Raw genomic sequence first — 25,117 nt, forward strand, 5'->3', positions numbered from 1 at the left:
CGGTTGAGTTGACGCCTTACGATCTGTCGCGTGCGCGGATCGTGTTCCGGGCGAAGTGATTTGAAAAAAGGGTAATATCATGAAAGTGATGGCATCGGTTAAGCGCATTTGCCGCAATTGCAAGATCATCAAGCGCAAAGGTGTCGTGCGCGTGATTTGCAGCTCTGATCCGCGCCACAAACAGCGCCAAGGCTGAACGCCGCGCTTTTGCTTGCGCTTTTTGTTTGAGGAAAAACAATGGCTCGTATTGCAGGGGTGAACATCCCGAACCACCAGCACGCCGTGATCGGTCTGACGGCGATCTTTGGGATTGGCCGCACGCGTTCGCAACAAATTTGCGAAACGGCTGGCGTCGCAGTGAACAAGAAGGTCAAGGACCTGACGGACGCGGATCTCGAAAAGCTGCGTGAAGAAGTCGGCAAGTTCGTCGTGGAAGGCGATCTGCGCCGTGAAGTGACGATGAACATCAAGCGTCTGATGGACCTCGGCTGCTACCGCGGTGTCCGTCATCGCAAGGGTCTGCCCCTGCGTGGCCAACGTACGCGCACGAACGCACGTACGCGCAAGGGTCCGCGCCGCGCTGCCCAATCGCTGAAGAAATAAGCGCGACTGACAGTTACAGGAAAACGTAATGGCTAAGGCTTCGAACAACACCGCGGCGCAACGCGTTCGCAAGAAGGTCAAGAAGAACGTCGCCGAGGGCGTGGTTCACGTTCACGCGTCGTTCAACAACACCATCATCACGATCACCGACCGTCAAGGCAACGCGCTTGCTTGGGCAACGTCGGGTGGCCAGGGCTTCAAGGGCTCGCGTAAGTCCACGCCGTTCGCGGCGCAGGTGGCAGCGGAGTCGGCTGGTCGCGTGGCGATGGAGTACGGCGTGAAGAACCTCGAAGTGCGGATCAAGGGCCCCGGCCCCGGCCGCGAATCGGCGGTGCGCGCTCTGCATGGTCTTGGCATCAAGATCACGGCGATCTCCGACGTGACGCCTGTTCCGCACAACGGCTGCCGTCCGCCGAAGCGCCGTCGTATCTAAGACGCGCGCCTGTAAGATGCCTGTTGGCGCGAATGTGCGCCAACAGGCTATTTGCGCCTTGTAGGCGCATCGATCGTTTATCTAAGCCCACCGTTCGGCCCGTCCCGGGTACGAACTAGCGCAGACGAAAGTTTGCGTGACTAAACCAGAAGGAAAGCAAAGTGGCACGCTATACCGGCCCTAAAGCCAAGTTGTCCCGCCGTGAAGGCACCGATCTGTTCCTGAAGAGCGCGCGCCGCTCGCTCGCCGACAAGTGCAAGCTCGACAGCAAGCCGGGCCAGCACGGCCGTACCTCGGGCGCTCGTACGTCCGACTACGGCACGCAGCTTCGCGAAAAGCAAAAAGTGAAGCGCATCTACGGCGTGCTCGAGCGTCAGTTCCGCCGCTACTTCGCCGAAGCCGACCGCCGCAAGGGCAACACGGGTGAAAACCTGCTGCAATTGCTCGAGTCGCGTCTCGACAACGTCGTCTACCGCATGGGCTTCGGCTCGACGCGCGCCGAAGCACGCCAGCTCGTGAGCCACAAGTCGATCACGGTGAATGGCGTAGTGTCGAACATCCCGTCGCTGCAAGTGAAGGCCGGCGACGTCGTAGCCGTCCGTGAGCAAGCCAAGAAGCAAGCACGCATTCTCGAAGCGCTGTCGCTCGCCGAGCAAAGCGGTATCGCGAGCTGGGTTGCGGTCGATGCGAAGAAGTTCGAAGGTACGTTCAAGCAAATGCCGGAACGTAGTGACATCGCCGGCGACATCAACGAAAGCCTGATCGTCGAATTGTATTCGCGCTAATCGGATTGACGGCCGGGGTACCTCGATTGCGTTGCGCAAGGGGGCACCTCGGCTGTTTATTTTTAGGGTGTTACCGGTCAGCCTTATCGGTGTAACGAGCCGAGGGTATTGAAAAGGAAAACCTATGCAAACCAGTTTGTTGAAGCCCAAGATCATCGCTGTGGAATCGCTGGGCGAGAGCCACGCGAAAGTGGTCATGGAACCGTTCGAACGCGGTTACGGCCACACGTTGGGCAACGCGCTTCGGCGCGTTCTGCTGTCGTCGATGGTGGGCTACGCGCCGACCGAAGTGACGATCGCAGGTGTCGTGCACGAGTACTCGACGATCGACGGCGTGCAAGAAGACGTCGTCAACTTGCTGCTCAATATGAAGGGCATCGTCTTCAAGCTGCACAACCGCGACGAAGTCACGGTCACGCTGCGCAAGGAAGGCGAAGGCGTGGTGACGGCTCGCGATATCGAGTTGCCGCACGATTGCGAAGTGATCAACCCCGATCACGTGGTCGCGCATCTGTCGAAGGGCGGTAAGCTCGACGTGCAGATCAAGGTCGAAAAGGGCCGCGGCTATGTGCCGGGCAACGTGCGCCGTTACGGCGAGGAAACGGCCAAGATCATCGGCCGTATCGTGCTGGACGCGTCGTTCTCGCCGGTTCGCCGCGTGAGCTACGCCGTGGAAAGCGCCCGTGTGGAACAGCGCACGGACCTCGATAAGCTCGTGATGAACATCGAAACCAACGGCGTGATCTCGCCCGAGGAAGCGATTCGTCAATCGGCGCGTATCCTCGTCGACCAGCTCGCCGTGTTCGCGGCGCTGGAAGGCACGGAAGCGGCTGCCGAAGCTCCGTCGCGCGCACCGCAGATCGATCCGATCCTGCTGCGTCCGGTGGACGATCTCGAGTTGACGGTGCGTTCGGCCAACTGCCTGAAGGCCGAAAACATCTACTACATCGGCGATCTGATCCAGCGTACGGAAAACGAGCTGCTGAAGACCCCGAACTTGGGTCGCAAGTCGCTCAACGAGATCAAGGAAGTGCTCGCTTCGCGCGGCCTGACGCTCGGCATGAAGCTCGAAAACTGGCCGCCGGCCGGTCTCGACAAGTAAGTCCGTCGGGGTGCGCGCACCCCGTCGTCTGGCGAAGACGCGGCTTTTCCTTTAAAATCCGCGTCTTGTCTTTTTTCTTACCGGCCCGTGTCCTCACCGCGCAGCATCTTGAGTGCGGACGATAGAAGAGCTGGACCAAAACTTCCCATCAAGGAACTGAAATGCGTCACCGTCATGGTTTGCGGAAACTGAACCGCACGAGCAGCCACCGTCTGGCAATGCTCCGTAACATGTCCAACTCGCTGATCGAGCACGAAGTCATCAAGACGACGCTGCCGAAGGCGAAGGAACTCCGTAAAGTCGTCGAGCCGCTGATCACGCTCGGCAAGAAGCCCTCGCTGGCTAACCGCCGTCTGGCGTTCAACCGTCTGCGCGATCGCGATTCCGTCGCGAAGCTGTTCGACGTGCTCGGTCCGCGTTTCGCGAACCGTCCGGGCGGCTACCTGCGCATCCTGAAATTCGGTTTCCGCGTGGGCGACAACGCACCGATGGCGCTCGTCGAGTTGCTCGACCGTCCGGAACCGGTGGAAGCGGACGACGTGCAAGAAGCGGAATAAGCCTCTCGGCAAGCCATAAGGCTTGCTATCGAGAGGTCGAACGAAAAGGGTCAAGCGCGAGCTTGGCCCTTTTTGTTTGCGCGAGGGTGCGGCACGCCTCCGATTGGCCGCATGCGGGGCGGGCGGCGAATTCGCGCTCGGTGATACGATAGCGGCGTAATGGAACGCCTAGAGGTCGAGACGCCGTGCCCCTGCCTGTCGTGCTGATGATGACGACGCTGCCCGATGCCGAATCGGCGCAAAAGCTTGCACAAGCAGCGCTCGACGCGCGCCTGGCGGCTTGCGTCACCGAACTCGGCGCGGTCCGATCCCGCTATCGCTGGCAAGGCGGGGTGGAGACGGCCGACGAGATCCAGCTGCTCTTCAAGACGAGCGCGGCTCGCGTGCTCGAACTCGAACGATTCATTCTTGCGAATCACCCTTACGAGACGCCCGAATTACTGTCGTGGCAAGCCTCGGCGTCGAACGCCTATGGCCAATGGGTGGAGACCGAAACGCAGCGAACCACACATGTTTAAGCCACTTACCGATTTTTCGCGCGTGCTCGCGCGCGTCCTGCTGCTGCTCATCGCGTTCGCCTCGGTTAGCGCGGGCACGGCTAGCGTGGCGCGGGCGGACGATTTTCTCGATCCCTCGGTGGCGTTTCGCTTCAGCGCCGACGAGCAGCCGCATGAAATCGACGTCCACTTCAAGATCGCCGATGGGTACTACCTGTATCGGGAGCGCTTCCAGTTCGCCGTCAAAGACGGCACCGCCACGCTCGGTGCGGCGCAATTGCCGGCGGGGCACGTCAAGTTCGATCCGACCTTTCAGAAGAACGTCGAAACCTATCGCGGCGATTTGACCATCCGGGTGCCCGTGCAGGCGGCGTCTGGCCCGTTCGATTTGGTTGTGACCTCCCAAGGCTGTGCCGATGCGGGCATTTGCTATCCGCCCGCGCAGCATGTCTATCGCGTGGGCGGAGCCGCCCTTAGCGCGGGTGCGACAGGGGGCGGCGACCATGCCGGTCGTGCAGACGGCGCAGATCGTTCCGCGCAAACGTCGCTATCGCAGCAGGCCTCTTGGTTCGAGCGGGCGACGAGCGCAGACTATGCGCAATCGCTCCTGCAAGGCGGTAGCTTCGCGGCCACGGTCGGTCTGTACTTTCTGGCTGGCCTAGTCCTGAGCCTGCTGCCTTGCTCTTATCCGATGATTCCGATCGTCTCGGCGATCATCATCGGCCAGGGCACGCAAGTCACGCGCGCCCGGGGCTTCGCGTTATCGCTTTCGTATGTGCTCGGGATGGCGCTCGTCTACACGGTGCTCGGCATCGCGGCTGCGCTCGTCGGCCAGTCGCTCGGCGCGTGGCTGCAAAATCCATGGGTGCTCGGGTCATTCGCCGTGCTATTGACGGCGTTCGCGCTGACATTGATCGCGGGGGTGGACCTCGTGCTGCCCCAGCGCTGGCAAGACGGCGTGTCGCAAGCGTCGAGCCGTCGATCCGGGGGCACCTTCGCGGCCGTGGCGGCGATGGGCGCTTTGTCGGCGCTCGTCGTCGGCGCGTGCATGACGGCACCGCTGTTCGCGGTCCTAGCCTTCATCGCGCATACGGGCAATGCCGTGCTCGGCGGCACCGCGTTGTTTTCGATGGGGCTCGGCCTCGGTGTGCCTTTGCTCGTAATCGGCTTGGGTGCCGGTACGCTGCTGCCTCGCGCGGGCGCATGGATGGATGGCGTGAAGGTCTTTTTCGGTGTCGTGCTGCTCGCGGCGGCCGTCTGGATCGTCTGGCCCGTGCTGCCCTCCACGGCGCAAATGCTGCTGGCCGCCTTGTGGCTACTGATCGCCGCTGCCGCGTTGGGCCTGTTCACGCCGAACGCCGGGGCTGCGTCCGTTTGGCGCAGGTTGGGGCGAGGGATCGGTGCGGCCCTCGCGATCTGGGCGGCGACGCTGCTTGTCGGCCTGGCCGCCGGCTCCAGCGATCCGGTGCGCCCGCTCGCGGTGCTGGCCGCGCGTACCGGCGGCGAATCGGCGGCGCCGAGCGGCGTCGCGGCTGCGCAAACGGCGTTCGCTCCGGTTCAGTCCTCGACGAACCTCGATGCGCTGCTCAAGGTGAGCAGCAAGCCCGCGATGCTCGATTTTTACGCCGACTGGTGCGTGAGCTGCAAGGAGATGGAGCGCTTTACGTTCGCGGACAACCGCGTGAAGGCGCGTCTCGCGCAACTGCAACTTTTGCGCGCGGACGTGACGGCGAATAACGGAGACGATCAGGCACTGCTCAAGCGCTTCGACCTGTTTGGCCCGCCGGGCATTATTTTCTTCGATCGATCCGGAAAGGAAGTGCTGCGTGTCGTCGGCTACGAGTCGGCCGATACGTTCTTGCGCAGTCTAGACCGTATCGCACCGGCGCCGACATCGTAAAGGAGACGGGCTAAGGCGTGCCCGGCACGCGGCGACGGGGCGCGTCCGCCCCTTGCGGCGCCTAACCGGTGCGTAACCGGCGCTGCAAGGGATCGGACGAAGCGGCGCGAGGCTTACTTCTGCGCGCGCAGCAGCCGCGCCGCGTCGAGCGCGAAGTAGGTCAGCACGCCATCGGCGCCCGCGCGCTTGAACGCCAGCAGCGATTCCATCATGACCTTGTCGTGATCGAGCCAGCCGTTTTGCGCGGCGGCCTTGAGCATGGCGTATTCGCCGCTCACTTGATAGACGTAGGTCGGGAAACGGAATTCGTCCTTCACGCGGCGCACGATGTCGAGGTACGGCATGCCCGGCTTGACCATGACCATGTCGGCACCCTCGTCGATATCGAGCCGCACTTCGCGTAGCGCCTCGTCGGAATTGGCCGGATCCATCTGGTAGGTCATCTTGTTGCTCTTGCCGAGATTCGTCGCCGAGCCCACGGCGTCGCGGAACGGGCCGTAGAACGCCGAAGCGTACTTGGCCGCGTACGCCATGATGCGCGTGTAGATGTGGCCCTCGCTCTCCAGCATTTCGCGCAGCGCCCCGATGCGCCCATCCATCATGTCCGACGGCGCGACGATATCGACCCCGGCTTCGGCTTGCGCACGCGCTTGCTCGACGAGGATTTCGACCGTTTCGTCGTTGAGTACGTAGCCGGCTTCGTCCAGCACGCCGTCTTGGCCGTGGCTCGTGTAGGGATCGAGCGCGACGTCGGTCAACACGCCGAGTTCGGGGAAGCGCTTCTTGAGCTCGCGGACGGCGCGCGGAATCAATCCTTCGGGGTTCGCCGCTTCGCGGCCGTCGGGCGTTTTCAGCGACGGCTCGATGGCGGGAAACAGCGACAGCACCGGCACGCCCAGTTCGACGCACTGCTCGGCCACGCCCAGCAGCAAATCGACCGACACGCGTTCGACACCCGGCATCGACGGCACGGCTTGACGCGTGCCGGTACCCTCGACGATGAAGACCGGATAGATGAGATCGTTCGTGGTCAACGTGTTCTCACGCATGAGTCGACGAGAAAAATCGTCGCGCCGCATGCGGCGAGGGCGGTGATGCGGATAGAAGCTCATAGGGGAAAAGTCGCTATCGGATGGGAGGAATCGCCGGTCCTGCCGGCACAAAAACTTTTGCAAACAATGGTATATGATAGCGATCGAGCGAAACGCTTGCCTTCTAGCGAACGCATGGCGCGGACCTCCCCGCTTCTCCTCCCTGAGCGGGTGCCTGTCGTTTTTCGATTAGGCTGTTCAGCCCGCCGACGTTCGGCGGGTTTTTTTATGGCGGTTGCCTTGGCGCGCGACGATCGCGCCCGCGACGCTGTGCCGCACCGGCACGCGACGGCGAACGCGCGGCGGTTCGCTTACGCGATGCCTACGGTCCGTTATTTCGCCGTGCCTCCATCCGTCCCGGTCGCATCGGCGGCAAGCCAGCCCTCGAGACGCGCATGGGCGTCGTCTAGCCCCACGCGTTTGAGCGCCGAAAACAGTTGCGCCGACAATTCGCCCTTGTAGCCGGCTGCCCGATACTCGGCAAATCCCTTTTCCGTCGCCCGAAGTGCGTTGACGCTTTCTTGCCGCGTCAGTTTGTCGCACTTCGTCAGAAGCGTATGGATGGGCTTGCCCGTCGGCGCAAACCACTCGATCATGCGTCTATCGAGTTCGGTGAGCGGGCGGCGCGAATCCATCATCAGGACCATCCCGCGAAGCTGGGCGCGGCTTTGCAGGTAGGTGGAGAGCAGCGCTTCCCAGTGGGCCTTGGCTGCGCCGGGCACTTCCGCGTAGCCATAGCCCGGCAAATCGACGAGATAACCGGCCGGTTCGTCGGCCGGCCCCACGCCGAAGTAATTGATATGCTGCGTGCGGCCGGGTGTCTTGCTGGCGAAGGCGAGCCGCTTTTGGTTGCACAAAACGTTGATGGCCGTCGATTTCCCCGCGTTCGAGCGGCCCGCGAAGGCGATTTCGGGCTGGACCGTGGCGGGCAGGTCGCGCAAATGATTGACGGTCGTGTAGAAGCGGGCTTGATGCAACAGGAAGGCCATGGCGGGACAGGAAGGTGAGCGCGGGAAGCGCTCGGAGGACGGCGCGGACGAGGCGGGGACTTGCCCGACTGGCGTCTTGGCGATTAGCGAGTTATTGTACAATACGAAGGTTTACTAGAGACCGATCGAGGTGTTTGTCAAGCATTTGTCAAGCGCTTCGTCCTGATGGCCGCGCGACGTTTGGCGGTAATCGGTCGCCGCAGTGTTTGCATGACCTTTCGGGAAATCGCTGGGCCGCTTGGCGATGATCCCGCTGTCCGCGAGGGCGGCGCCCGGTATCGGGCGGGAAGGACACTCTATTCTCACAAGACGAAACCGGGTGTGCGAATGAATCGACTGTGCAAGTCTTTGAAGGTGCTTGAAGTCGTTGCAGCAGCGGGTTTGTTGAGTTTGGCGGCACAAACGAGAGCGGCGGAAACACCGAAGCCGGATGTGAATCGGGGGCAAGCGATCGCGACCAGCGTGTGCGCCGCTTGCCATGGGGCGGACGGCAATAGCGCGAGCGGGTCCTTTCCCAAGTTGGCGGGGCAGCAGCAGGCGTATCTCGTCAAGCAGCTGAAAGATTTCAAAGTGCAGGCGGGCGCCAAAACGGCCGCGCGCACGAATGCGATCATGGCTGGCATGGCAGCGGCGCTCTCCGACCAAGACATGGTGAACGTGGCGGCGTATTTCGCGAGCCAAACGCCGAAGCCGAATTTTGCGCACGATCCGGCCACCGTGCCGGACGGGCAGAAGATTTACCGTGGCGGGATCGCCGAGAAGAGCGTGCCGGCCTGCGCCGGCTGTCACGGGCCGACGGGAAGGGGTATTCCCGTGCAGTACCCGCGCTTGTCGTGGCAGTGGGCCGATTACACGGTGGCGCAGCTCCATGCGTTCCAGCAGGGCTCAGGTGCGCGTAACAACAGCGACGTGATGCACGGCATCGCCTCGCGGCTCTCGGATAGCGAGATCAAGGCAGTGGCCGATTACATCGCCGGCCTGCACTGACCGCCTGACCGCCTCCGGGAACGAACGACGAGCCGGGGTTCCACCCGGCGAGAACAAGAAAGGGTGGGTGCGCCACCGCCTTCGGCGGCTGGCCCTCACCCTTTTTTATTGCAGTCCGTGTATGAGACCGGAGCCGCGGCCGACAGCCGAGGCGGCGCCCCGGTCGACAGGAGTTTGAATGAGCGTCACCACTTCGGGTTATGAGTTGAAGTCGGACCGTCGGGTCCTCAGGCATACGATCGAGCTGCTCAGCTCGATGCGCTTCGCCATCGCACTGCTGGTCGTGCTGTCGATCGCGAGCATCGTCGGGACGGTACTGACGCAAGACGATCCCTACCCCAACTACGTCAACCAATTCGGTCCGTTCTGGGCCGACATCTTTCGCTCGGCCGGCCTGTTTACCGTCTACAGCGCTTGGTGGTTCATGCTCATCCTCGGCTTCTTGATCGTCTCGATCTCGCTGTGCGTGATCCGCAACGGTCCGAAGATGATCGCCGACATGAAGAGTTGGAAGGACAAGGTACGCGAGGGCAGCCTACGCGCGTTCCATCACAAGGCCGAGTACGAGGCCGGGGGCGCACGGGCGGAAACGACGCAGCGGCTGTCCGCGCTGGCGGGCAAGCTCGGTTATCGCTATGTGGTGCGCGAAACGGACGGTGCGACGCTCGTTGCCGCGAAACGCGGCGCGTTGGCCAAGATCGGCTATATCTTCGCGCACCTGGCCATCGTCGTCATTTGCATCGGCGGGCTGATGGACAGCAATTTGCCGATCAAATTTCAGATGTGGCTGTTCGGCAAATCGCCCATTTCGACGAGTGCGGTCATCAACGATATTTCGCCCGAGCATCGGCTCTCGCCGTCCAATCCGACGTTCCGCGGCTATGCATGGGTGCCGGAAGGCCAGCACGTTTCGACGGCTATCCTCAATCAGCCCAAGGGTTCGCTGATTCAAGACCTGCCGTTTTCCATCGAGCTGAAGAAATTCATCGTCGACTACTACTCGACGGGGATGCCCAAACTGTTCGCGAGCGACATCGTCGTCGTCGATCACCGGACCGGGCAACGGATCCCGGCTCGCGTGGAAGTGAACAAGCCGTTCGAGTACGACGGCGTGTCGATCTACCAATCGAGCTTCCAGGACGGCGGCTCGCAGATGACGATGACGGCCTGGCCGATGACGGGCGACACGACGAAGACGATGCCGGTCACCGGCACGATCGGTAGTTCGGCGCCGCTGTCGGCATCGATGCCCGGCGTGAACGGGCAAACGGTGGAGTTCGCGGATTTCCGTGCGATCAATGTCGAGAACATCACCAACGGCAGCGGGCAGACGGACGCGCGCGGGGTGGTCGTCCATCATTCGGTGGAGCAGATGCTCGATGCGCGGCTCGGGTCGGGCGCGAAATCGTCGAAACAGATGGACTTGCAAAATGTCGGTCCGTCGGTGCAGTACAAGATTCGCGGCACGGACGGCCAGGCGCGCGAATTCAACAATTACATGCTGCCCGTGCAGGTGGAGGGCGCGCGCTTCTTCCTGGCCGGCATGCGCACGACGCCGAACGATCCGTTCCGCTATTTGAGAATCCCGGCGGACGATCAAGGCAGTGTGAAGGAGTGGATGCAGTTGCGTGCCGCGCTGGAGAAGCCCGAATTGCGCGCGCAAGCGGCGCGTCGCTTCGCCCAGCGTTCCGTCGCCGATTCGAATCCGGAATTGCGCACCCACCTCGAGGACAGTGCGCTTCGCGTCCTCACCCTCTTTGCCGGCGCCGACGATAGCCTCGGCAAGCCGGCGCCCGGTATGGCGCCAGGGGGCTTCCAGTCGATCGCGACATTCATCGATCGTTCGGTGCCGAAGACGGAACAGCAAAAGGCGGCCTCGTTGCTGCTGCGGATGCTCGAGGGCTCGACCTGGGACTTGTGGCAGCTCGCGCGCGAGCACGCGGGCGAGCCCGACGCACAGCCGACGGCGAGCGCGAGCCGCTTTATCCAGGATTCGATCAATGCGCTATCCGATAGCTTTTTGTATGGATCTCCCGTCTTCTTGCAGCTTGATTCGTTCAAGCAGGTGCAGGCGTCGGTGTTCCAGCTAACGCGGGCACCCGGCACGAAAGTGGTGTATCTTGGCAGCTTGCTGCTCGTCGCCGGCATCTTTTCGATGTTCTACATTCGCGAACGGCGGCTTTGGTTCTGGCTCAAAGATGCCGCCTCGGGCACGACCGTCGTGATGGCGATGTCGACGGCGCGCAAGACACTCGACTTCGAGAAAGAATTCGCGACGGTGCGCGACGCCGTCGGCGCCACGCTCGGTGCGGCGGCGCACGATGCCCCGGCATCGTCCCACGGCGCGCACGAACGCGCTCGAGCGCCGGTGTTCGACGCGGCGATCGAATCGTCCCCCGGCTCGCAAGATTGACACTCGTACTCATCATGGATCTGACACACGTTTCCCGTTCCAGCTCGGCCCCCGGTGCCTTGGACGAGCGATCGTTCCTGCGCCGCTTAGGCTTGTTCGATTGGCTGTTCGCGTTGGCCGTAGCGGGCGGCGCCGGTTTCGCACTGGCGCGCTACCACGCGTTCATGAATTACTACGACAAGCTCGTGCTGGTGTGCGCCGTTCCCGCACTGGTCGTGCTCGGCTGGCGGTGGAAGCCCGTCCGGCTGCTGGCCGTGGGTATCGCGGCGATGTCGCTGCTGTCGTTGCAGATCTATCACGGCGACTTGTCGCGGGCCGATTCCGCGTTCTTTCTGAAGTACTTCCTGTCGAGCCAATCCGCGATTCTGTGGATGAGCGCACTGTTCGTGCTCGCGACCTTGTTCTACTGGATCGGCCTCTTGTCGCGCTCGCCGTCGGGCGGGGCCATCGGCTCGTCGTTGACCTGGTTCGCCGTGCTGATGGGCTTCACGGGCATGATGGTGCGCTGGTACGAGTCGTACCTGATCGGCGCCGACGTCGGTCATATTCCGATCTCGAACCTGTACGAAGTGTTCGTGCTGTTCTGTCTCATCACGGCACTGTTCTACCTTTACTACGAGCAGCACTACGGCACGCGTTCGCTTGGCGCGTTCGTTCTGCTCATCATCAGCGCGGCCGTGGGCTTTTTGATGTGGTATTCGGTCGCGCGCGATGCCCAGCAGATCCAGCCGCTCGTGCCTGCGCTCCAGAGCTGGTGGATGAAGATCCACGTGCCGGCGAACTTCATCGGCTACGGTTCATTTGCGCTGTCCGCCATGGTGGGCGTGGCTTACCTGCTCAGCGAGCGCGGGATCCTCACCGATCGCCTGCCGTCGCTCGTCGTGCTCGACGATGTCATGTACAAGTCGATCGCCGTCGGCTTTGCGTTCTTTACCGTGGCGACGATCCTCGGCGCCCTGTGGGCCGCGCAGGCGTGGGGCGGCTATTGGAGCTGGGACCCGAAGGAAACGTGGGCGCTGATCGTTTGGCTCAACTACGCCGCATGGCTCCATATGCGTCTGATGAAAGGCTTGCGCGGCACCGCTGCCGCCTGGTGGGCGCTCACGGGTCTGCTCGTCACCACCTTCGCGTTTCTCGGGGTCAACATGTTCTTGTCGGGGCTGCATAGCTACGGCAAGCTGTAACCGGCTGCGCCTCGCGTCGATTTCGATCGCGCCCCGTCACGAAGAAACCGCCGCATGGTCGCCCAGCGGCGGTTTTGCTTTGAGGCGCGCGTATTTTTACATCGAGCGATGCATCCAAACGGCGCCGGCGACGGTATATAGCGCGAGCGGGCCCAAAAAGGCGCTCGACGAACGAGCGGGCAGGCGGCCCGATTTTTCTTCAGGAGCTCCATCGTGTGGATCAAGCGAGAGCAGCGAATCTTATTGACCGGCGAAGACATCGCCGCTGACGAAATCACGCCGCGCGCGGTGTTCGACAACCGGCGGCGCGTGCTGCAGGCGGCGGGCGCGGCAGGGTTGGCCGTGGCCGGCGGCGCGCTCGGGTTCGGTCGCGCCGCGTTCGGCGCGTACGCATCGCCCAATGCAAGCGCGCAAAAGCTCGCGGCCGCAACCAACGGGAAGTTCGTCGTCCCGGAGAAGGTCACGCCGTATCAGGACATCACGACGTACAACAACTTCTACGAGTTCGGCACCGGCAAGAGCGACCCGTCGGAGAACGCCGGTACGTTGCGGCCGCACCCGTGGCGAGTCAGCGTCGAGGGCGAGATCAAGCACCCGAAGGTCTACGATATCGACGAATTGCTGAAGCTGGCGCCGCTGGAAGAGCGCGTGTATCGGCATCGCTGCGTCGAGGGCTGGTCGATGGTCATCCCTTGGGTCGGCTATCCGCTTGCCGAACTCATCAAGCGCGTGGAACCCACTGGCAACGCGAAGTTCGTGCAGTTCATCACGCTGGCCGATCCCTCGCAAATGCCGGGCATCGCCGATCCGATCCTCAATTGGCCCTACTCGGAAGGGTTGCGGATGGACGAAGCGATGAATCCGCTGACGTTGCTGACCGTCGGGGTGTACGGGCAGGTGCTGCCGAATCAGAACGGGGCGCCGATCCGCGTCGTGTTGCCGTGGAAATACGGGTTCAAGAGCGCGAAGTCGCTCGTGAAGATTCGCTTCGTCGAAAAGCAGCCGGCGACCAGTTGGAACACCTACGCGCCGAACGAGTACGGCTTCTATTCGAACGTGAATCCGAACGTCGACCACCCGCGGTGGAGCCAGGCCACCGAGCGCCGGATCGGCGAGGACGGCTTTTTCAAGCCGAAGCGTAAGACGTTGATGTTCAACGGGTACGGGGCGCTCGTTGCGTCGATGTATCAGGGCATGGACCTGCGCAAATACTTTTGACTCGAACGGATCCCATGGAGCGCTTCATGTCTGTCGATACCCAAACGCTGACGGCCGGCGAGGCGGGCAACGGCGGGGCCGCGCAGCCCGCGCGCGTCGCTCGTGCCGCGCATGCGACCCCAGGCGCCCGCCGTCGCGGTAGCAGCGCCGAGCGCTGGATTGCGCCAGCCAAGGTCGCCGTATTCGTCGCCGCCTGGTATCCGCTCGCCCGGATCGTTTTGTTCGGCTTGATGGATCGTCTCGGGGCGAACCCGATCGAATTCATCACGCGCTCGACAGGCCTTTGGACGCTCGTGTTCCTTTGCATCACGCTAGCGGTGACCCCGCTGCGGCGAATCACGGGAGTCAATGCCGTTCTGCGGTTTCGGCGGATGTTGGGCTTATATGCCTTCTTCTACGCGACGCTGCACTTCACCACCTATCTTTGGTTCGACAAATGGTTCGATGTCGCCGAGATCTTGAAGGACATCGGTAAGCGCCCGTTCATTACGGTCGGATTCGCGGCGTTCGTTTTATTGATTCCGCTCGCGGCAACTTCCCCCCGGGCGGCGGCGCGCAAATTGGGCCGGCGCTGGCAGACGCTGCATCGCGCCATCTATGCCATTGCCGGGCTCGCGATACTGCACTTTTGGTGGATGAAGGCCGGCAAACACGATCTTGTCTTGCCGAAGCTTTACGGCGCGATCGTTGTCGTCCTGCTGGGCTGGCGCGTGCTCGCTTGGGGACGAGCGAAATGGGCATTGCGCAAGCGCGCCTGATTTCGCGTTGGCGAGGCGATCGCCATTGAAGCGGATCGAGGCTGTCCACGCGGCTGCCTCGCCTGACGTAGCCCGGAAAGGGCGGCGCGACGTGCGCCGCCCTTTCGGCTTGCGTGGCAGCGCTTACGCCGGCAGGATCGATTCGCCGGCGAACAGTTCGGGCACCGTCTCGCGTGCGCGAACGACGTGGACATCGGTGCCGTCCACCATGATCTCCGCGGCGCGCGGCCGCGTGTTGTAGTTCGAACTCATCGAAAACGAATAGGCACCGGCCGAGCGGATCGCGAGCAAATCGCCGGGCTCGATGGCGAGCGTGCGATCGCGGCCCAGCCAATCGCCGCTTTCGCAAACAGGACCGACGACATCGTAGACGGACGGCGCGTCTTGCCGGGGCACGACGGGGTCGATCGCGTGATAGGCGTGGTACATGGCGGGGCGAGCGAGATCGTTCATCGCGGCGTCGACGATCGCGAAGTTCTTTTCCGCCCCCGGCTTCAGAAATTCCACGCGCGTGAGCAAGATGCCGGCGTTGCCGGTGATCGAGCGGCCGGGCTCGAAGAACACTTCGCGATGGCCGTGGCCGCGCGCTTCGATGCGCTCGAGCAGCGTGCGCACGAAGAGGCCCGTCTCGGGGGGGCTTTCGTCCGAATACGTGATGCCGAGGCCGCCGCCGACGTCGATATGGTGGATTCGCGCGCCGTCGGCTTCGATCTGCGCGACGAGTTCCAGCAGCTTATCGAGCGCATCGAGGTAAGGATCGATTTCGGTGATCTGCGATCCGATGTGGCAATCGATCCCGACGACCTCCAGATGCTCGAGCGCGGCCGCGGCACGATAGGTGGCGCGGGCGTCGTCGAACGCGACGCCGAACTTGTTCGCTTTGAGCCCCGTCGAGATGTACGGGTGCGTTTTCGGGTCGACATCGGGATTGACGCGCAGCGAGATCGGCGCCTTCTTCCCGAGTTCGCCCGCCACGGCGTTCAGGCGATCGAGTTCGGGGATCGATTCGACGTTGAAGCACTTCACGCCGGCTTCGAGCGCTTCGCGCATTTCCGCGACGCTCTTGCCCACCCCCGAAAAAACGATGTCTTTCGCATGACCGCCTGCGGCGAGCACGCGAGCCAGTTCGCCGCCCGAAACGATATCGAACCCGGCGCCGAGGCGCGCGAGGACATTGAGGACGGCCAAATTGCTATTGGCTTTGACCGAGACGTGCACCGCCGCTCGATGACCCGCGCAGGCTTGCGCGTAGGCTTGATAGGCCGCGGTGAGTGCCGCGCGCGAGTACACGAACAGCGGCGTGCCGAAACGTTCGGCGAGCGTAACGGCGCTGACGCCTTCGGCGTGCAGCACGCCGTCGACATAGGCGAAGGCGGAGTGAGACATGCGAAAGTCCTGCGTTATTGATTGGGTGCCGGGCTCGAAGCGGCGGGCGGCGCGGCCTCGTTCGCCTTCGGCGTGGCGCGCAGCGAATCGGCGGGCGCCAGTTGGAGCGGAGTGGGCGCATCCGTGCCGGATGCCCCGGATGCGGCTTGCGAATCGGCGCGCGCCTCCGATGCCGAAGGCGCGGTTTGGAGAGCGGGATTCTCAGGCAGCGGCGGGACGGTGGGCAGATAAAGCGGCCCGCGTTGACCGCATCCGGTCAGTGCCGCGCTTGTCGCAACGGCCAAAGCCGCTACAATCGCGCTCATCCTGAAAACGACTCGCATGACTGTCTCTGAGGAGCTGTGAGTTTAACCGGCGGAGTTTAGCATGACCGACAGCGACTACCTTTCCCGCGCTGAAGCCGTACTCTCGAGTATCGAGGAAGCCGTCGACGACAACGACGCCGACATCGAACTCGACCGTAGCGGCAATGTGTTGACGCTCGAATTCGAGAACGGCTCGAAGATCATCGTCAACTTGCAACCGCCGATGCACGAAATCTGGATCGCGGCGAAAGCGGGCGGCTTTCACTTCAAATTCGTCGACGGCCAATGGATCGACACGCGCAACGGCCGCGAATTCTTCGAGTCGCTCTCCGACTACGCCACCCAGCAGGCCGGCGAGCGCGTGACGTTTTCGGCTTGACGCTGGGCGTTATTGGATAGCCGGCGAGGGCGCTGCGGCCGGGGGCTCGTTCCCGTGGACCGGGGCCGGCGATTCGATCGTGTCGGCGTCCTCGCCGGCGCGTGCCTGTCCCGCCTCCTCGACATCCTGGGTTTCTCCGCCATGCGGCGTCGCTTCGCCGATGCCGACTGCCGATACGAAGCCCTGGCCCGGTAAGAAGCTGTCGAAGTACAGTTCGCTGCCCACCGTGACCACCTCGGATGGCATCGGCATCTGGTATTCGGGCACGCCTTTCAGGGCTTCGCGCATGTAGTCCATCCACACGGGCAATGCGAGGCCGCCGCCGGTCTCTCGATCGCCTAGGCCGCGCGGCGCATCGTAGCCGATCCACGCGATCGCCGCCAAAGAATGCTGATAGCCGGCGAACCAGGCGTCGCGCGAATCGTTCGTCGTCCCTGTCTTGCCAGCCAAATCCTTGCGGCCGAGCGCATTCGATTTTGCGCCCGTGCCGTGCTGCGCGACGCTTTGCAGCAAGCTGTTCATGATGTAATCGTTGCGCGCATCGATGGCCCGCGGCGCATCGCGCTCGGCGACGATCGGCTGCGCGCGCGCCAGCACATCGCCATTCAGATCCGTGACTTCGGAAATGAGATAAGGATTGATCCGGTAGCCGCCGTTCGCGAAGACGGAGTAAGCGCCGGCCATCTGCAACGGCGTGACGAGGCCCGCGCCGAGCGCCATCGGCAGATAAGGCGGATGCTTGTCGGCGTCGAACCCGAAGCGCGTGATGTACGACTGCGCGTAATGCGTGCCGATATGGGCGAGGATGCGGATCGAGACGAGGTTGCGCGATTTTTGCAACGCGGTGCGCATCGTCATCGGCCCGTCGAAGCCGCCGCCGTAGTTCTTCGGCTCCCATGGCCGGCCGCCCGTTTGGGCGGCGCTGAAATAGAGCGGGGCATCGTTGATGATCGTGGCGGGGCCGAGGCCTTTGTCGAGCGATGCCGAGTAGATGAACGGCTTGAAGCTCGATCCCGGCTGCCGCCATGCTTGCGTTACGTGATTGAACTTGTTCTTGCCGAAGTCGAATCCGCCGACCAGCGCGCGAATCGCCCCGTCCTGCGGCACGATGGACACGAATGCACCTTCGACTTGCGGCAATTGAACGATCGACCATGCACCGGCGTCGCTTTTGACGAGCCGTACGATCGAACCCGGACGAATGCGGTTGCCGCTCTTCGCGCTCGCGGCGAGCGAGGCTGCCGCGAAGCGCAGGCCGTCGCCGTTCACGGTCGCCTGCGTGCCGTCGGCGAGCACCGCTTGCACTTGGGTTGGGTCTGCCGACGTGACGACGCCTGCGACGATCCCGCCGTTGTCGGGGTATTTGTCGAGCGCGGAGGCGATGGCCTCGGCGCGCCCGCCAGCATCGGGCGGTAGATCGACGTGCGCTTCGGGGCCGCGATAGCCGCGCCGCGCGTCGTAGCTCAGAAGCCCCGTGCGCAAGGCGCGATAGGCGGTGTCTTGGCTGCCCGAATCGATCGTGGTGACGACGCTCAGCCCACGTGTGTAGGCCTCGTCGCGATACTGGGCGACCATCGCCTGCCGGACCATTTCGGCGACGTATTCGGCATGCACGCTGAACTGCTGCGTGGGCGCCGCGGCCAGTGCGAGCGGCTCGGCCACGGCGGCGTCGTACTGCGCGCGCGTGATGTCGTGCAACGCCAGCATACGCTGCAGGATGTATTGCTGACGCAGCTTGGCGCGCGCCGGGTTGACCACTGGATTGTAGGCCGACGGCGCTTTGGGCAGCCCCGCGAGCATGGCGGCTTCGGCGAGCGTGAGGTGGCCGATGTCCTTGCCGAAATAGATGCGCGCCGCCGATGCGAACCCGTAGGCGCGTTGACCGAGATAGATCTGATTCATGTACACCTCGAGAATCTGATCCTTTGTCAGTTCGCGTTCGATCTTGTAGGCGAGCAGCATCTCGTAAATCTTGCGCGTGTAGGTCTTCTCGCTGGACAGAAAGAAATTGCGCGCCACCTGCATCGTGATCGTGCTCGCGCCTTGGGTCGCGCGACCGTTCGTCAGCGCGGCGATCCCGGCACGCACGACACCGGCCAAATCTACCCCGCCGTGATCGTAGAAGCGCGCGTCCTCGATCGCGAGAATCGCCTGCTTCAGGTAAGGCGGCACGGCATCGATGCGGACCACGTCGCGCCGCTCCTCGCCGAACTCGCCGATCAGCACGTGATCGGCCGTATAAATCCGCAGCGGCACTTTCGGGCGGTAGTCGGTCAGTGCGTCGAGCGCGGGCAGACGCGGGGTGGCGACGACGAGCGCGTAGAGCAGCACGAGCGCGCCGCCGACACCGGCGGCCGCGACGATTCCGAGACACCAAAGCATGAATCGTGCGGCCCAGCGGCGGCGCCGGGGCGGCTTTGGCGCTTGCGGCGCTGGATGCGATTGCGGGGCGGGTGAAAGCGGTTGGGAATCCATAACGAAGCCGACGTGCGATGGCGGCGATTATAGCGGCGCCCGTCGCAGCTTTCGATTGGCTTAACGGCCGAGGCGGAGCGGCCGGCGCGGCGAACGCGCGATGCGGCGTTGGCCGATCGGTCGAATGGTCGCGTGGCGGCGCGCTCGACACAATGGCTCGCATTCAGCCGTTGCGGCCGCTCACCTCGACGGCCCGGCTGTGACGAGGAGAGGTCATGCCGATGAGATGCACACTGCCGTCGCCCACCCGCCGCTATGCCGCCGGCATCGATATCGCCGAGCACGAAGTGCGGCTCGTCATCGCCAGTCGCGCGCGTCGGGCGTGGCGGCCGGTCGGCGTCGAATGGATGGCGGCCGCGCCCCTGGCGGCGGGGGTGGTCCGCCATGCGCACCTCGTCGATAAAGCGGCCGTTGCGGCGGCTCTGTCGTCGCTCTGCGCGCGTTGGCCGCGTCGGCGTGCGATGCGCAGCATGCCTTGCGCGATGGCGATCCCGGGGGGCGGGGCGGCGAGCGCAACGGCCGAGTGCAGCGTCCAACTGAAGGCGCGCGTCGAGGTGGCCGCCGCGGCCGGTATCGCGCTTGCCGCGCTCGACGATGAACCGCCCGCCGCGTTGCGCGCGCTCGCCCATGCGGCCGAGCGCGTGGTGCGCTCCAATGCGCGATACGCGGCGCTCTGGGCGGGCTACGACGGCGTGCATGGATGGCGCATCGCCGAGGGCAACGTGCGCGCGAGTATCCGCTTTCCCGGAGGCGACGATGCCGATTTGGATTCGGCGCTCCGGACCTTGGCTGGACAGGACGGGCTCGAGTGCGCGCTCGTCGGCGGCGATTTCCGCCTGCTCGAGCGTGTCGGGCTGGGGTTGGCCGACATGGGGGAACGCCTTGGCTGTACCGTTGCCCCATTCGACTGCGCATCGTTCGCCGGGCCGGGCCTCGGCGCCGGTAAGCACATCGGGTGGAAACGGGCCGCGGCGTTTGCGGTGGCGTTCGGCTTGGCCCTGCGCGGGGTGTCCGAATGAGCACGTTTGCCGCTATCGAGATGGGTGGGCAATACGACGGTGCGGCGGGCGCGGTCGGTGTGGCATCGAATCGCGATTCGTGGTCGCAGCAGATTGGCCTTATGCGCGCGTGGCGCCTACGCCAGTCGATCGAATGCGTGGCAGCGATCGTCGCAGGAGCGGTCATGGCGCTGGGCTACGCCTTGCTCAGTCCGGCCGACGCCGGCCTGAGCGCACGCCGCGAAGGGCTGGAGCGGCAGTTGACGGGCCTAGCGGCGCCGATGGCGGAGTACGCACGGCTCGTCCGAGCGGGGCAAGCCGCGCAGGCGAGCGCCGCCGCCGCGGCACGAGAGCGGCCGGCGCTCGAGTCGCATTTGCTGCTCGAGACGTTGAGCCAGCAGGCGCACGCGGGCGTGACGGTGCGGCGTCTACGGCAAAGCCGCGCAGGATACGAGATGCAGATCCACGCGCCCGACAGCGCCGCCTGCGCGGCTTGGGTAACGCGTCTGGCTCGCGTACCGGGATGGGAGCGCGCGGCCATCGTCGATCTGCGGCTCGTCGCCGGCCCAACGCGCGGGCAAACGGAAGGGGCACGAGTGGTCGAGGCGAATGTTAGGGTGCCGTCGCGTCTTTCGCCAACGGAATCGGTGTCGACGCGCGCAGGCGTCGAGCCTCACGCGGCCGACGGCCGGAGGATGCGATGAGCGACGTACGGCTTCGTCGAATAGTGCGTCGGCTGCGTCGCGCGCTGTTGCGCCGGCCGGTCGCCCTGCAATTGGACCGCGCCCGGCGCACCCCGCGTTCTCCCCAAAAGTGGACGGCAAGACAGCGTCTCATGGTTTGCACGGCCGTGGCATCGGGCGCGTTTGCGCTTGTGACCTACGTCTGGCGGGTGCTCGATGCAGCTAGCCGCGCGACGCAGGCGGCTGCCGTCGAGGCGCTGGAGCAGCGATTGCGCGAAAGTCGCGCGAAGCTGGCTCAGTTGCCGCAATTGAGGCAGTCCATGCCTGCGCCGCCGGCCCCATCGCATGTGGCCGTTCGTTCGGCGAGCGATGACTTACGTGCCGTCGCCGACCTCGCAGCGCGTACGGGCGTGACGTTGCATGCGCTCGTGCCGGCGTCGGCGGCGACAGCTGCGCGCGGCCGCAAGCGCGGCACCGCGCACCACGTTCTGCGTGTCGACGGTCAGGCCGATTTCGCGGGGCTTTATGCGTTCTTAGGGGGGCTGTCGACACTGCCGATGCTCGTCGTGCCCGAAGTCCTCGAAATCGAGTCGGAAAAAGGGGGGCTGACGCTCGGTGCGACACTCGATCTCTTCGATCGGCCGATCGCGCTGGCGGCATCGGCGAACGATGTCGAGCCCATCGCGGCCGCGGCTGCCGTCGCGCAAGCGAGGCGGCCTTTGGCGGACCCTTTCTCTGCGAGCACGCGCGGCGCGGACGCGGACGCATCGGCGGGCAGGCTGGTCGGCGTCGTGCGAGACGGCCGGCGCGCACTCGCGCTGTTCGAACCGGCAAGCGGGCTGCAAGCGGTCGCCGCCGTGCCTGGGCAAGCGCTGGGGCGCGACCGGCTCGTTGCTATCGATGCAGACGGCGTGACGCTCGCGAATGCTGGAACCACGCGCAGGGTCGTGCTGGCGGAGGGCGAGCGATGAAAGGGGGCACGAAACGCACTACTTTCGGCGCGTTCGGCGGGCTCGCGCTCGCCTGCGCGATCCTCGCGTCGGCTCAAGCCATGGCGGAGATCGTCCCGCTGCCGCCGCTACCGCCCACGATGCAGGCCGATCGTTCGCCGCACGGTGCGCCCTCGCCCTGGCCAAGCGTGGGCGAGCCGCCGCTGGACCCCGCTTGGGCGCCGGACGAGTCGCATGAATCGCACGATTGGGTCCACGAAAGCGATGAAAGCGACGAGCCCGGTGCAACTAGAACGATGGCGGAGCGCGCAGCGGCCACATCTGCCGAATCCGGCGACGAGCGCGGCTCGCTAGCGGACAGCGCGCCCGGTTCGGCGGCGACGCTGGAGGGGCCGCCCGTGCCGCTTGCGCCGCTTCAGCGCATGAGCGCAGATCGCGAGGCATTCTGGGCTGACGAATCGGCGGACAATAAGCCGCTTACGCTGCGCTTCAAGAATGCGGATCTGGCAGACGTCCTCGACGCCTTCTCGCGCTTCACGGGCTTGAACGTCGTCGCGAGCGAACGCGTACGAGGGCGCGTTTCCCTGAGTCTGACCGACGTGCCTTGGCGCACGGCGTTCGACACGCTGCTCGATGCGCAAGGCCTAGCGATGTCGAGGCGGGGCAACGTCATTTGGGTCGCGCCGCAGGCGGAACTCTCGGCGCGAGAGCGGCAACGGTTCGAAATGCATGCGCGCGCGGCGGATCTCGAGCCGTTGGTCAGCCGAACCTTCGCACTCAGCTATGCACGCTCCGACGAGCTTGCGCGGCTGCTGACGGCGCCGGGCACGCAGCGGGTCCTATCCAAGCGTGGCGCGGCCGTGGCGGACGCGCGCACGAATCTGCTGTTCGTGACGGACCTGAAGGCGCGTCTCGAACAAGTCGCCGAACTCGTCGAGACGATCGACAAGCCGAATCGCCAGGTGCTGATCGAGGCGCGTATCGTCGAGGGGGAGCGCGGTTTTTCGCGCGAACTGGGGGCGCGATTGTCGATGCGCTCGGCCGGCGGGGACGCCCCCGACGCCGGCACGGCGGCGAGAGGACTCACGAGCGGAGCGCAAGGCCGGATCCACGATCTCTCGGCCCAGGCGCTCGCGGGCTTCGAGGCCGCCACGGCAGGGCTGACGCTGTTCGCGGCGGGCGCGACGCGCCTCGTGACGGCCGAGCTTTCCGCGCTGGAGGCGCAAGGGCGCGGGCAGATCGTATCGAGTCCGCGCGTCGTGACGGCGGATCGGGCCAAGGCGCTGGTGGAACAAGGCACCGAACTGCCTTACCAAGCCAAGGTCCGCAACGGCGTTTCGGGCGTGCAGTTTCGCCGTGCAAGTCTGAAGCTCGAGGTCGAGCCGCGCATCACGCCGCGCGGGCGCGTCATTCTCGATCTCGATATTGCGAAAGACAGCGTCGGCAAGCAGACGGCCGGTGGGCCGGCGATCGATACGAAACACGTGCGCACGAGAGTGGAGGTGGAGGACGGGGGGACGGTGTCGATCGGCGGCATTTACGAAAGCCAGGATCGTGACGATGTGACGCGGGTGCCGCTGTTGGGCAAAATACCGCTGCTCGGGGCGCTTTTTCGCCACCGGGCGGTACGCCAAGAGCGCAGCGAACTCGTCGTTTTCATCACGCCTAGAATCGTTCCGATCGATTGACTGGCGTGCTGGGCGGGGCCTGGCACGCCGGCCGCCGTACTCGACAAGGCGGCGCCTTTGCCAGTAAGCTGCGCCACGAACCATAGCCGATTGAACAGAGGATACCTTGCAAGAGCGGGGCGCCAACACCAACATTTTTTTCGTGGGGCTCATGGGGGCGGGTAAGACCACCGTGGGCCGCGCCGTGGCGCGCCGGCTCGGTCGCCCATTCTTCGATAGCGACCACGAAATCGAGGCGCGCACGGGCGCCCGCATCCCCGTCATCTTCGAACTCGAAGGCGAAGCCGGGTTTCGCGAGCGCGAGGCGCAGGTCATCGCCGAACTTGGCATGCGCGACGCGATCGTGCTTGCGACGGGCGGTGGCGCGGTATTGCGTCCGGAAAATCGCGCGGTGCTGCGCGATCGCGGTCTGGTGATTTATCTTCGAGCCAATCCGCACGATCTTTGGCTGCGCACGCGAAAGGACAAGAATCGTCCGCTGCTGCAAACCGAAGATCCGAAGGCCAAGCTCGAGGCGCTGTACAACGAGCGCGATCCGCTTTATCGCGAATGCGCGCATTTCATCGTCGAAACCGGGCGGCCATCGGTCAATGGGCTCGTGAACATGGTGCTCATGCAACTCGAACTCGCCGGCATTACCAAACAGACACAGTCATGATTACCGTCAACGTCGATCTCGGCGAACGCTCCTATCCGATCCGTATCGGCGCCGACCTGATCGGACGCACCGATTTGTTCGCGCCGCACATCGCGGGCACCTCGGTCACGATCGTCACGAACGAAACGGTCGAACCGCTCTATGGGGACGCGATGCGCGCCGCGCTCGCGCCGCTCGGCAAGCAGGTGTCGACCGTCGTGCTGCCCGACGGCGAAGCATTCAAGAACTGGGAAACGCTCAATCGTATCTTCGATGCGCTGCTGGGTGCGCGCGCCGATCGCAAGACCACGCTCGTCGCGCTCGGCGGGGGCGTCGTCGGCGACATGACCGGATTCGCCGCCGCTTGTTATATGCGCGGCGTGCCGTTCATCCAGGTGCCCACGACGCTGCTGTCGCAGGTCGACTCCTCCGTGGGGGGCAAGACGGGCATCAATCATCCGCTCGGCAAGAACATGATCGGCGCCTTCTACCAGCCTCAGGCGGTGATCGCCGATATCGGCACGCTGCGGACGCTGCCCGAGCGCGAACTCGCGGCGGGTCTCGCCGAAATCATCAAGACGGCCGCGATCGCCGATGCCGAATTCTTCGAGTGGCTGGAGCAAAACATCGAGGCGCTGAACCGGCGCGATCCGGCCGCCCTCGTGCATGCCGTGAAGCGCTCGTGCGAAGTGAAGGCCTCGGTCGTGGCGGCCGACGAACGCGAGGGCGGCCTGCGTGCCATTCTCAACTTCGGTCATACGTTCGGACATGCGATCGAAGCGGGGCTCGGCTACGGTCAATGGCTGCATGGCGAAGCCGTCGGATGCGGCATGGTCATGGCGGCCGATCTATCGGTGCGGCTCGGCTATCTGGACGAAGCGGTCCGTCGGCGGCTCGTCGCGCTGATCGGGGCGGCGAAATTGCCGACGCGCTCGCCGGCGCTGGGCGACGCCCGCTATATCGAACTCATGCAAGTCGACAAGAAAACCGAGGCGGGGACGATCAAGTTCATCTTGCTCAAAGCACTCGGAGAGACGCTGATCACCGATGTGCCGGAGCCGGCATTGCGTGCCACACTGGCCGCGTGCCTTTGAGTCAA

25 protein-coding genes are annotated in these 25,117 nt (G+C 64.4%); 20 read left to right on the top strand and 5 right to left on the bottom strand.

Features of this window, described 5'->3' with window-relative positions; all coding sequences use genetic code 11:
• Positions 1-79: 79 nt before the first annotated feature.
• The 8 genes from rpmJ (at position 80) to dsbD (ending at position 5,877) form a co-directional block, all read left to right on the top strand.
• Positions 80-196, top strand: coding sequence for a 50S ribosomal protein L36 (rpmJ, locus tag ACTHN9_RS09275; RefSeq protein ID WP_004199844.1), 117 nt, complete (start codon positions 80-82; stop codon positions 194-196).
• A gap of 41 nt (positions 197-237) precedes the next feature.
• The gene (rpsM, locus tag ACTHN9_RS09280) at positions 238-603 is read left to right on the top strand and encodes a 30S ribosomal protein S13 (RefSeq protein WP_115537017.1); all 366 of its coding nucleotides are present in this window, start codon (positions 238-240) and stop codon (positions 601-603) included.
• Positions 604-631: 28 nt separating this feature from the next.
• Positions 632-1,036, top strand: coding sequence for a 30S ribosomal protein S11 (gene rpsK, locus ACTHN9_RS09285; RefSeq protein WP_017777173.1), 405 nt, complete (start codon positions 632-634; stop codon positions 1,034-1,036).
• Positions 1,037-1,197: 161 nt separating this feature from the next.
• Positions 1,198-1,821 carry a 30S ribosomal protein S4 gene (gene rpsD, locus ACTHN9_RS09290; RefSeq protein WP_440536466.1) on the top strand — a complete coding sequence of 208 codons (624 nt, stop codon included), beginning with the start codon at positions 1,198-1,200 and terminating at the stop codon, positions 1,819-1,821.
• Between the two features lie 124 nt (positions 1,822-1,945).
• Entirely contained in the window at positions 1,946-2,923 is a 978-nt protein-coding gene (locus ACTHN9_RS09295; RefSeq protein WP_102645123.1) for a DNA-directed RNA polymerase subunit alpha, read from the top strand.
• 161 nt (positions 2,924-3,084) lie between these two features.
• The gene (gene rplQ, locus ACTHN9_RS09300; RefSeq protein WP_440536467.1) at positions 3,085-3,480 is read left to right on the top strand and encodes a 50S ribosomal protein L17; all 396 of its coding nucleotides are present in this window, start codon (positions 3,085-3,087) and stop codon (positions 3,478-3,480) included.
• A gap of 191 nt (positions 3,481-3,671) precedes the next feature.
• Positions 3,672-3,998 (top strand): divalent-cation tolerance protein CutA, encoded by a 327-nt coding sequence (gene cutA, locus ACTHN9_RS09305; protein ID WP_440536503.1) that lies wholly within the window; start codon positions 3,672-3,674, stop codon positions 3,996-3,998.
• The gene (gene dsbD / locus ACTHN9_RS09310; RefSeq protein ID WP_440536468.1) at positions 3,991-5,877 is read left to right on the top strand and encodes a protein-disulfide reductase DsbD; all 1,887 of its coding nucleotides are present in this window, start codon (positions 3,991-3,993) and stop codon (positions 5,875-5,877) included. Before cutA ends, dsbD begins: the two co-directional genes overlap by 8 nt.
• Positions 5,878-5,990: 113 nt before the next feature.
• Here dsbD and hemB read toward each other — a convergent pair whose 3' ends face one another.
• Together hemB and yihA are read right to left on the bottom strand one after the other, a co-directional pair.
• Positions 5,991-6,989, bottom strand: coding sequence for a porphobilinogen synthase (gene hemB / locus ACTHN9_RS09315; RefSeq protein WP_440536469.1), 999 nt, complete (start codon positions 6,987-6,989; stop codon positions 5,991-5,993).
• 311 nt (positions 6,990-7,300) lie between these two features.
• Positions 7,301-7,957 (bottom strand): ribosome biogenesis GTP-binding protein YihA/YsxC, encoded by a 657-nt coding sequence (gene yihA, locus ACTHN9_RS09320; RefSeq protein ID WP_440536470.1) that lies wholly within the window; start codon positions 7,955-7,957, stop codon positions 7,301-7,303.
• A gap of 327 nt (positions 7,958-8,284) precedes the next feature.
• Here yihA and ACTHN9_RS09325 point away from each other — a divergent pair, with 327 nt between their 5' ends.
• The 5 genes from ACTHN9_RS09325 (at position 8,285) to msrQ (ending at position 14,517) form a co-directional block, all read left to right on the top strand.
• Complete coding sequence (locus ACTHN9_RS09325) at positions 8,285-8,944, top strand: c-type cytochrome (RefSeq protein ID WP_440536471.1); 660 nt, start codon at positions 8,285-8,287, stop codon at positions 8,942-8,944.
• 178 nt (positions 8,945-9,122) lie between these two features.
• Complete coding sequence (locus ACTHN9_RS09330; RefSeq protein WP_440536472.1) at positions 9,123-11,357, top strand: cytochrome c biogenesis protein ResB; 2,235 nt, start codon at positions 9,123-9,125, stop codon at positions 11,355-11,357.
• A 14-nt stretch (positions 11,358-11,371) separates the two neighbouring features.
• Entirely contained in the window at positions 11,372-12,541 is a 1,170-nt protein-coding gene (gene ccsB, locus ACTHN9_RS09335) for a c-type cytochrome biogenesis protein CcsB (protein WP_440536473.1), read from the top strand.
• Positions 12,542-12,754: 213 nt separating this feature from the next.
• Positions 12,755-13,759, top strand: coding sequence for a protein-methionine-sulfoxide reductase catalytic subunit MsrP (gene msrP / locus ACTHN9_RS09340; RefSeq protein WP_440536474.1), 1,005 nt, complete (start codon positions 12,755-12,757; stop codon positions 13,757-13,759).
• 26 nt (positions 13,760-13,785) lie between these two features.
• Complete coding sequence (msrQ, locus tag ACTHN9_RS09345) at positions 13,786-14,517, top strand: protein-methionine-sulfoxide reductase heme-binding subunit MsrQ (RefSeq protein ID WP_440536475.1); 732 nt, start codon at positions 13,786-13,788, stop codon at positions 14,515-14,517.
• A 123-nt stretch (positions 14,518-14,640) separates the two neighbouring features.
• Here the strand turns inward: msrQ and lysA are convergent, their stop codons facing one another.
• Both lysA and lptM read right to left on the bottom strand, forming a co-directional pair.
• The gene (gene lysA, locus ACTHN9_RS09350; protein ID WP_440536476.1) at positions 14,641-15,903 is read right to left on the bottom strand and encodes a diaminopimelate decarboxylase; all 1,263 of its coding nucleotides are present in this window, start codon (positions 15,901-15,903) and stop codon (positions 14,641-14,643) included.
• 14 nt (positions 15,904-15,917) lie between these two features.
• Positions 15,918-16,226, bottom strand: coding sequence for an LPS translocon maturation chaperone LptM (gene lptM, locus ACTHN9_RS09355; protein ID WP_440536477.1), 309 nt, complete (start codon positions 16,224-16,226; stop codon positions 15,918-15,920).
• Between the two features lie 43 nt (positions 16,227-16,269).
• Here lptM and cyaY point away from each other — a divergent pair, with 43 nt between their 5' ends.
• Positions 16,270-16,587, top strand: a complete 318-nt coding sequence (gene cyaY, locus ACTHN9_RS09360; protein WP_440536478.1) for an iron donor protein CyaY — start codon at positions 16,270-16,272, stop codon at positions 16,585-16,587.
• Positions 16,588-16,596: 9 nt separating this feature from the next.
• On the opposite strand, the gene ACTHN9_RS09365 is transcribed toward cyaY, so the two are convergent.
• Positions 16,597-19,062 (bottom strand): penicillin-binding protein 1A, encoded by a 2,466-nt coding sequence (locus tag ACTHN9_RS09365; protein WP_440536479.1) that lies wholly within the window; start codon positions 19,060-19,062, stop codon positions 16,597-16,599.
• A 215-nt stretch (positions 19,063-19,277) separates the two neighbouring features.
• Here ACTHN9_RS09365 and ACTHN9_RS09370 point away from each other — a divergent pair, with 215 nt between their 5' ends.
• The 6 genes from ACTHN9_RS09370 (at position 19,278) to aroB (ending at position 25,112) form a co-directional block, all read left to right on the top strand.
• Positions 19,278-20,081: a hypothetical protein gene (locus tag ACTHN9_RS09370; protein ID WP_440536480.1), complete on the top strand. Its 804-nt coding sequence runs from the start codon at positions 19,278-19,280 to the stop codon at positions 20,079-20,081.
• Positions 20,078-20,764 (top strand): hypothetical protein, encoded by a 687-nt coding sequence (locus tag ACTHN9_RS09375; protein ID WP_440536481.1) that lies wholly within the window; start codon positions 20,078-20,080, stop codon positions 20,762-20,764. The genes ACTHN9_RS09370 and ACTHN9_RS09375 overlap by 4 nt, the downstream gene beginning before the upstream one ends.
• Positions 20,761-21,714, top strand: a complete 954-nt coding sequence (locus tag ACTHN9_RS09380) for a hypothetical protein (protein WP_440536482.1) — start codon at positions 20,761-20,763, stop codon at positions 21,712-21,714. Before ACTHN9_RS09375 ends, ACTHN9_RS09380 begins: the two co-directional genes overlap by 4 nt.
• Positions 21,711-23,381 carry a type IV pilus secretin PilQ gene (locus ACTHN9_RS09385; RefSeq protein WP_440536483.1) on the top strand — a complete coding sequence of 557 codons (1,671 nt, stop codon included), beginning with the start codon at positions 21,711-21,713 and terminating at the stop codon, positions 23,379-23,381. Before ACTHN9_RS09380 ends, ACTHN9_RS09385 begins: the two co-directional genes overlap by 4 nt.
• A 151-nt stretch (positions 23,382-23,532) precedes the next feature.
• A complete protein-coding gene (locus ACTHN9_RS09390; protein ID WP_440536504.1) occupies positions 23,533-24,039 on the top strand; it encodes a shikimate kinase in 507 nt (168 codons plus the stop codon).
• Positions 24,036-25,112 carry a 3-dehydroquinate synthase gene (gene aroB / locus ACTHN9_RS09395; RefSeq protein WP_440536484.1) on the top strand — a complete coding sequence of 359 codons (1,077 nt, stop codon included), beginning with the start codon at positions 24,036-24,038 and terminating at the stop codon, positions 25,110-25,112. The genes ACTHN9_RS09390 and aroB overlap by 4 nt, the downstream gene beginning before the upstream one ends.
• Positions 25,113-25,117: the final 5 nt, after the last annotated feature.

The organism is Trinickia sp. (genome assembly GCF_051953405.1).
In the GTDB taxonomy this organism is placed as follows: Bacteria; Pseudomonadota; Gammaproteobacteria; order Burkholderiales; family Burkholderiaceae; genus Trinickia.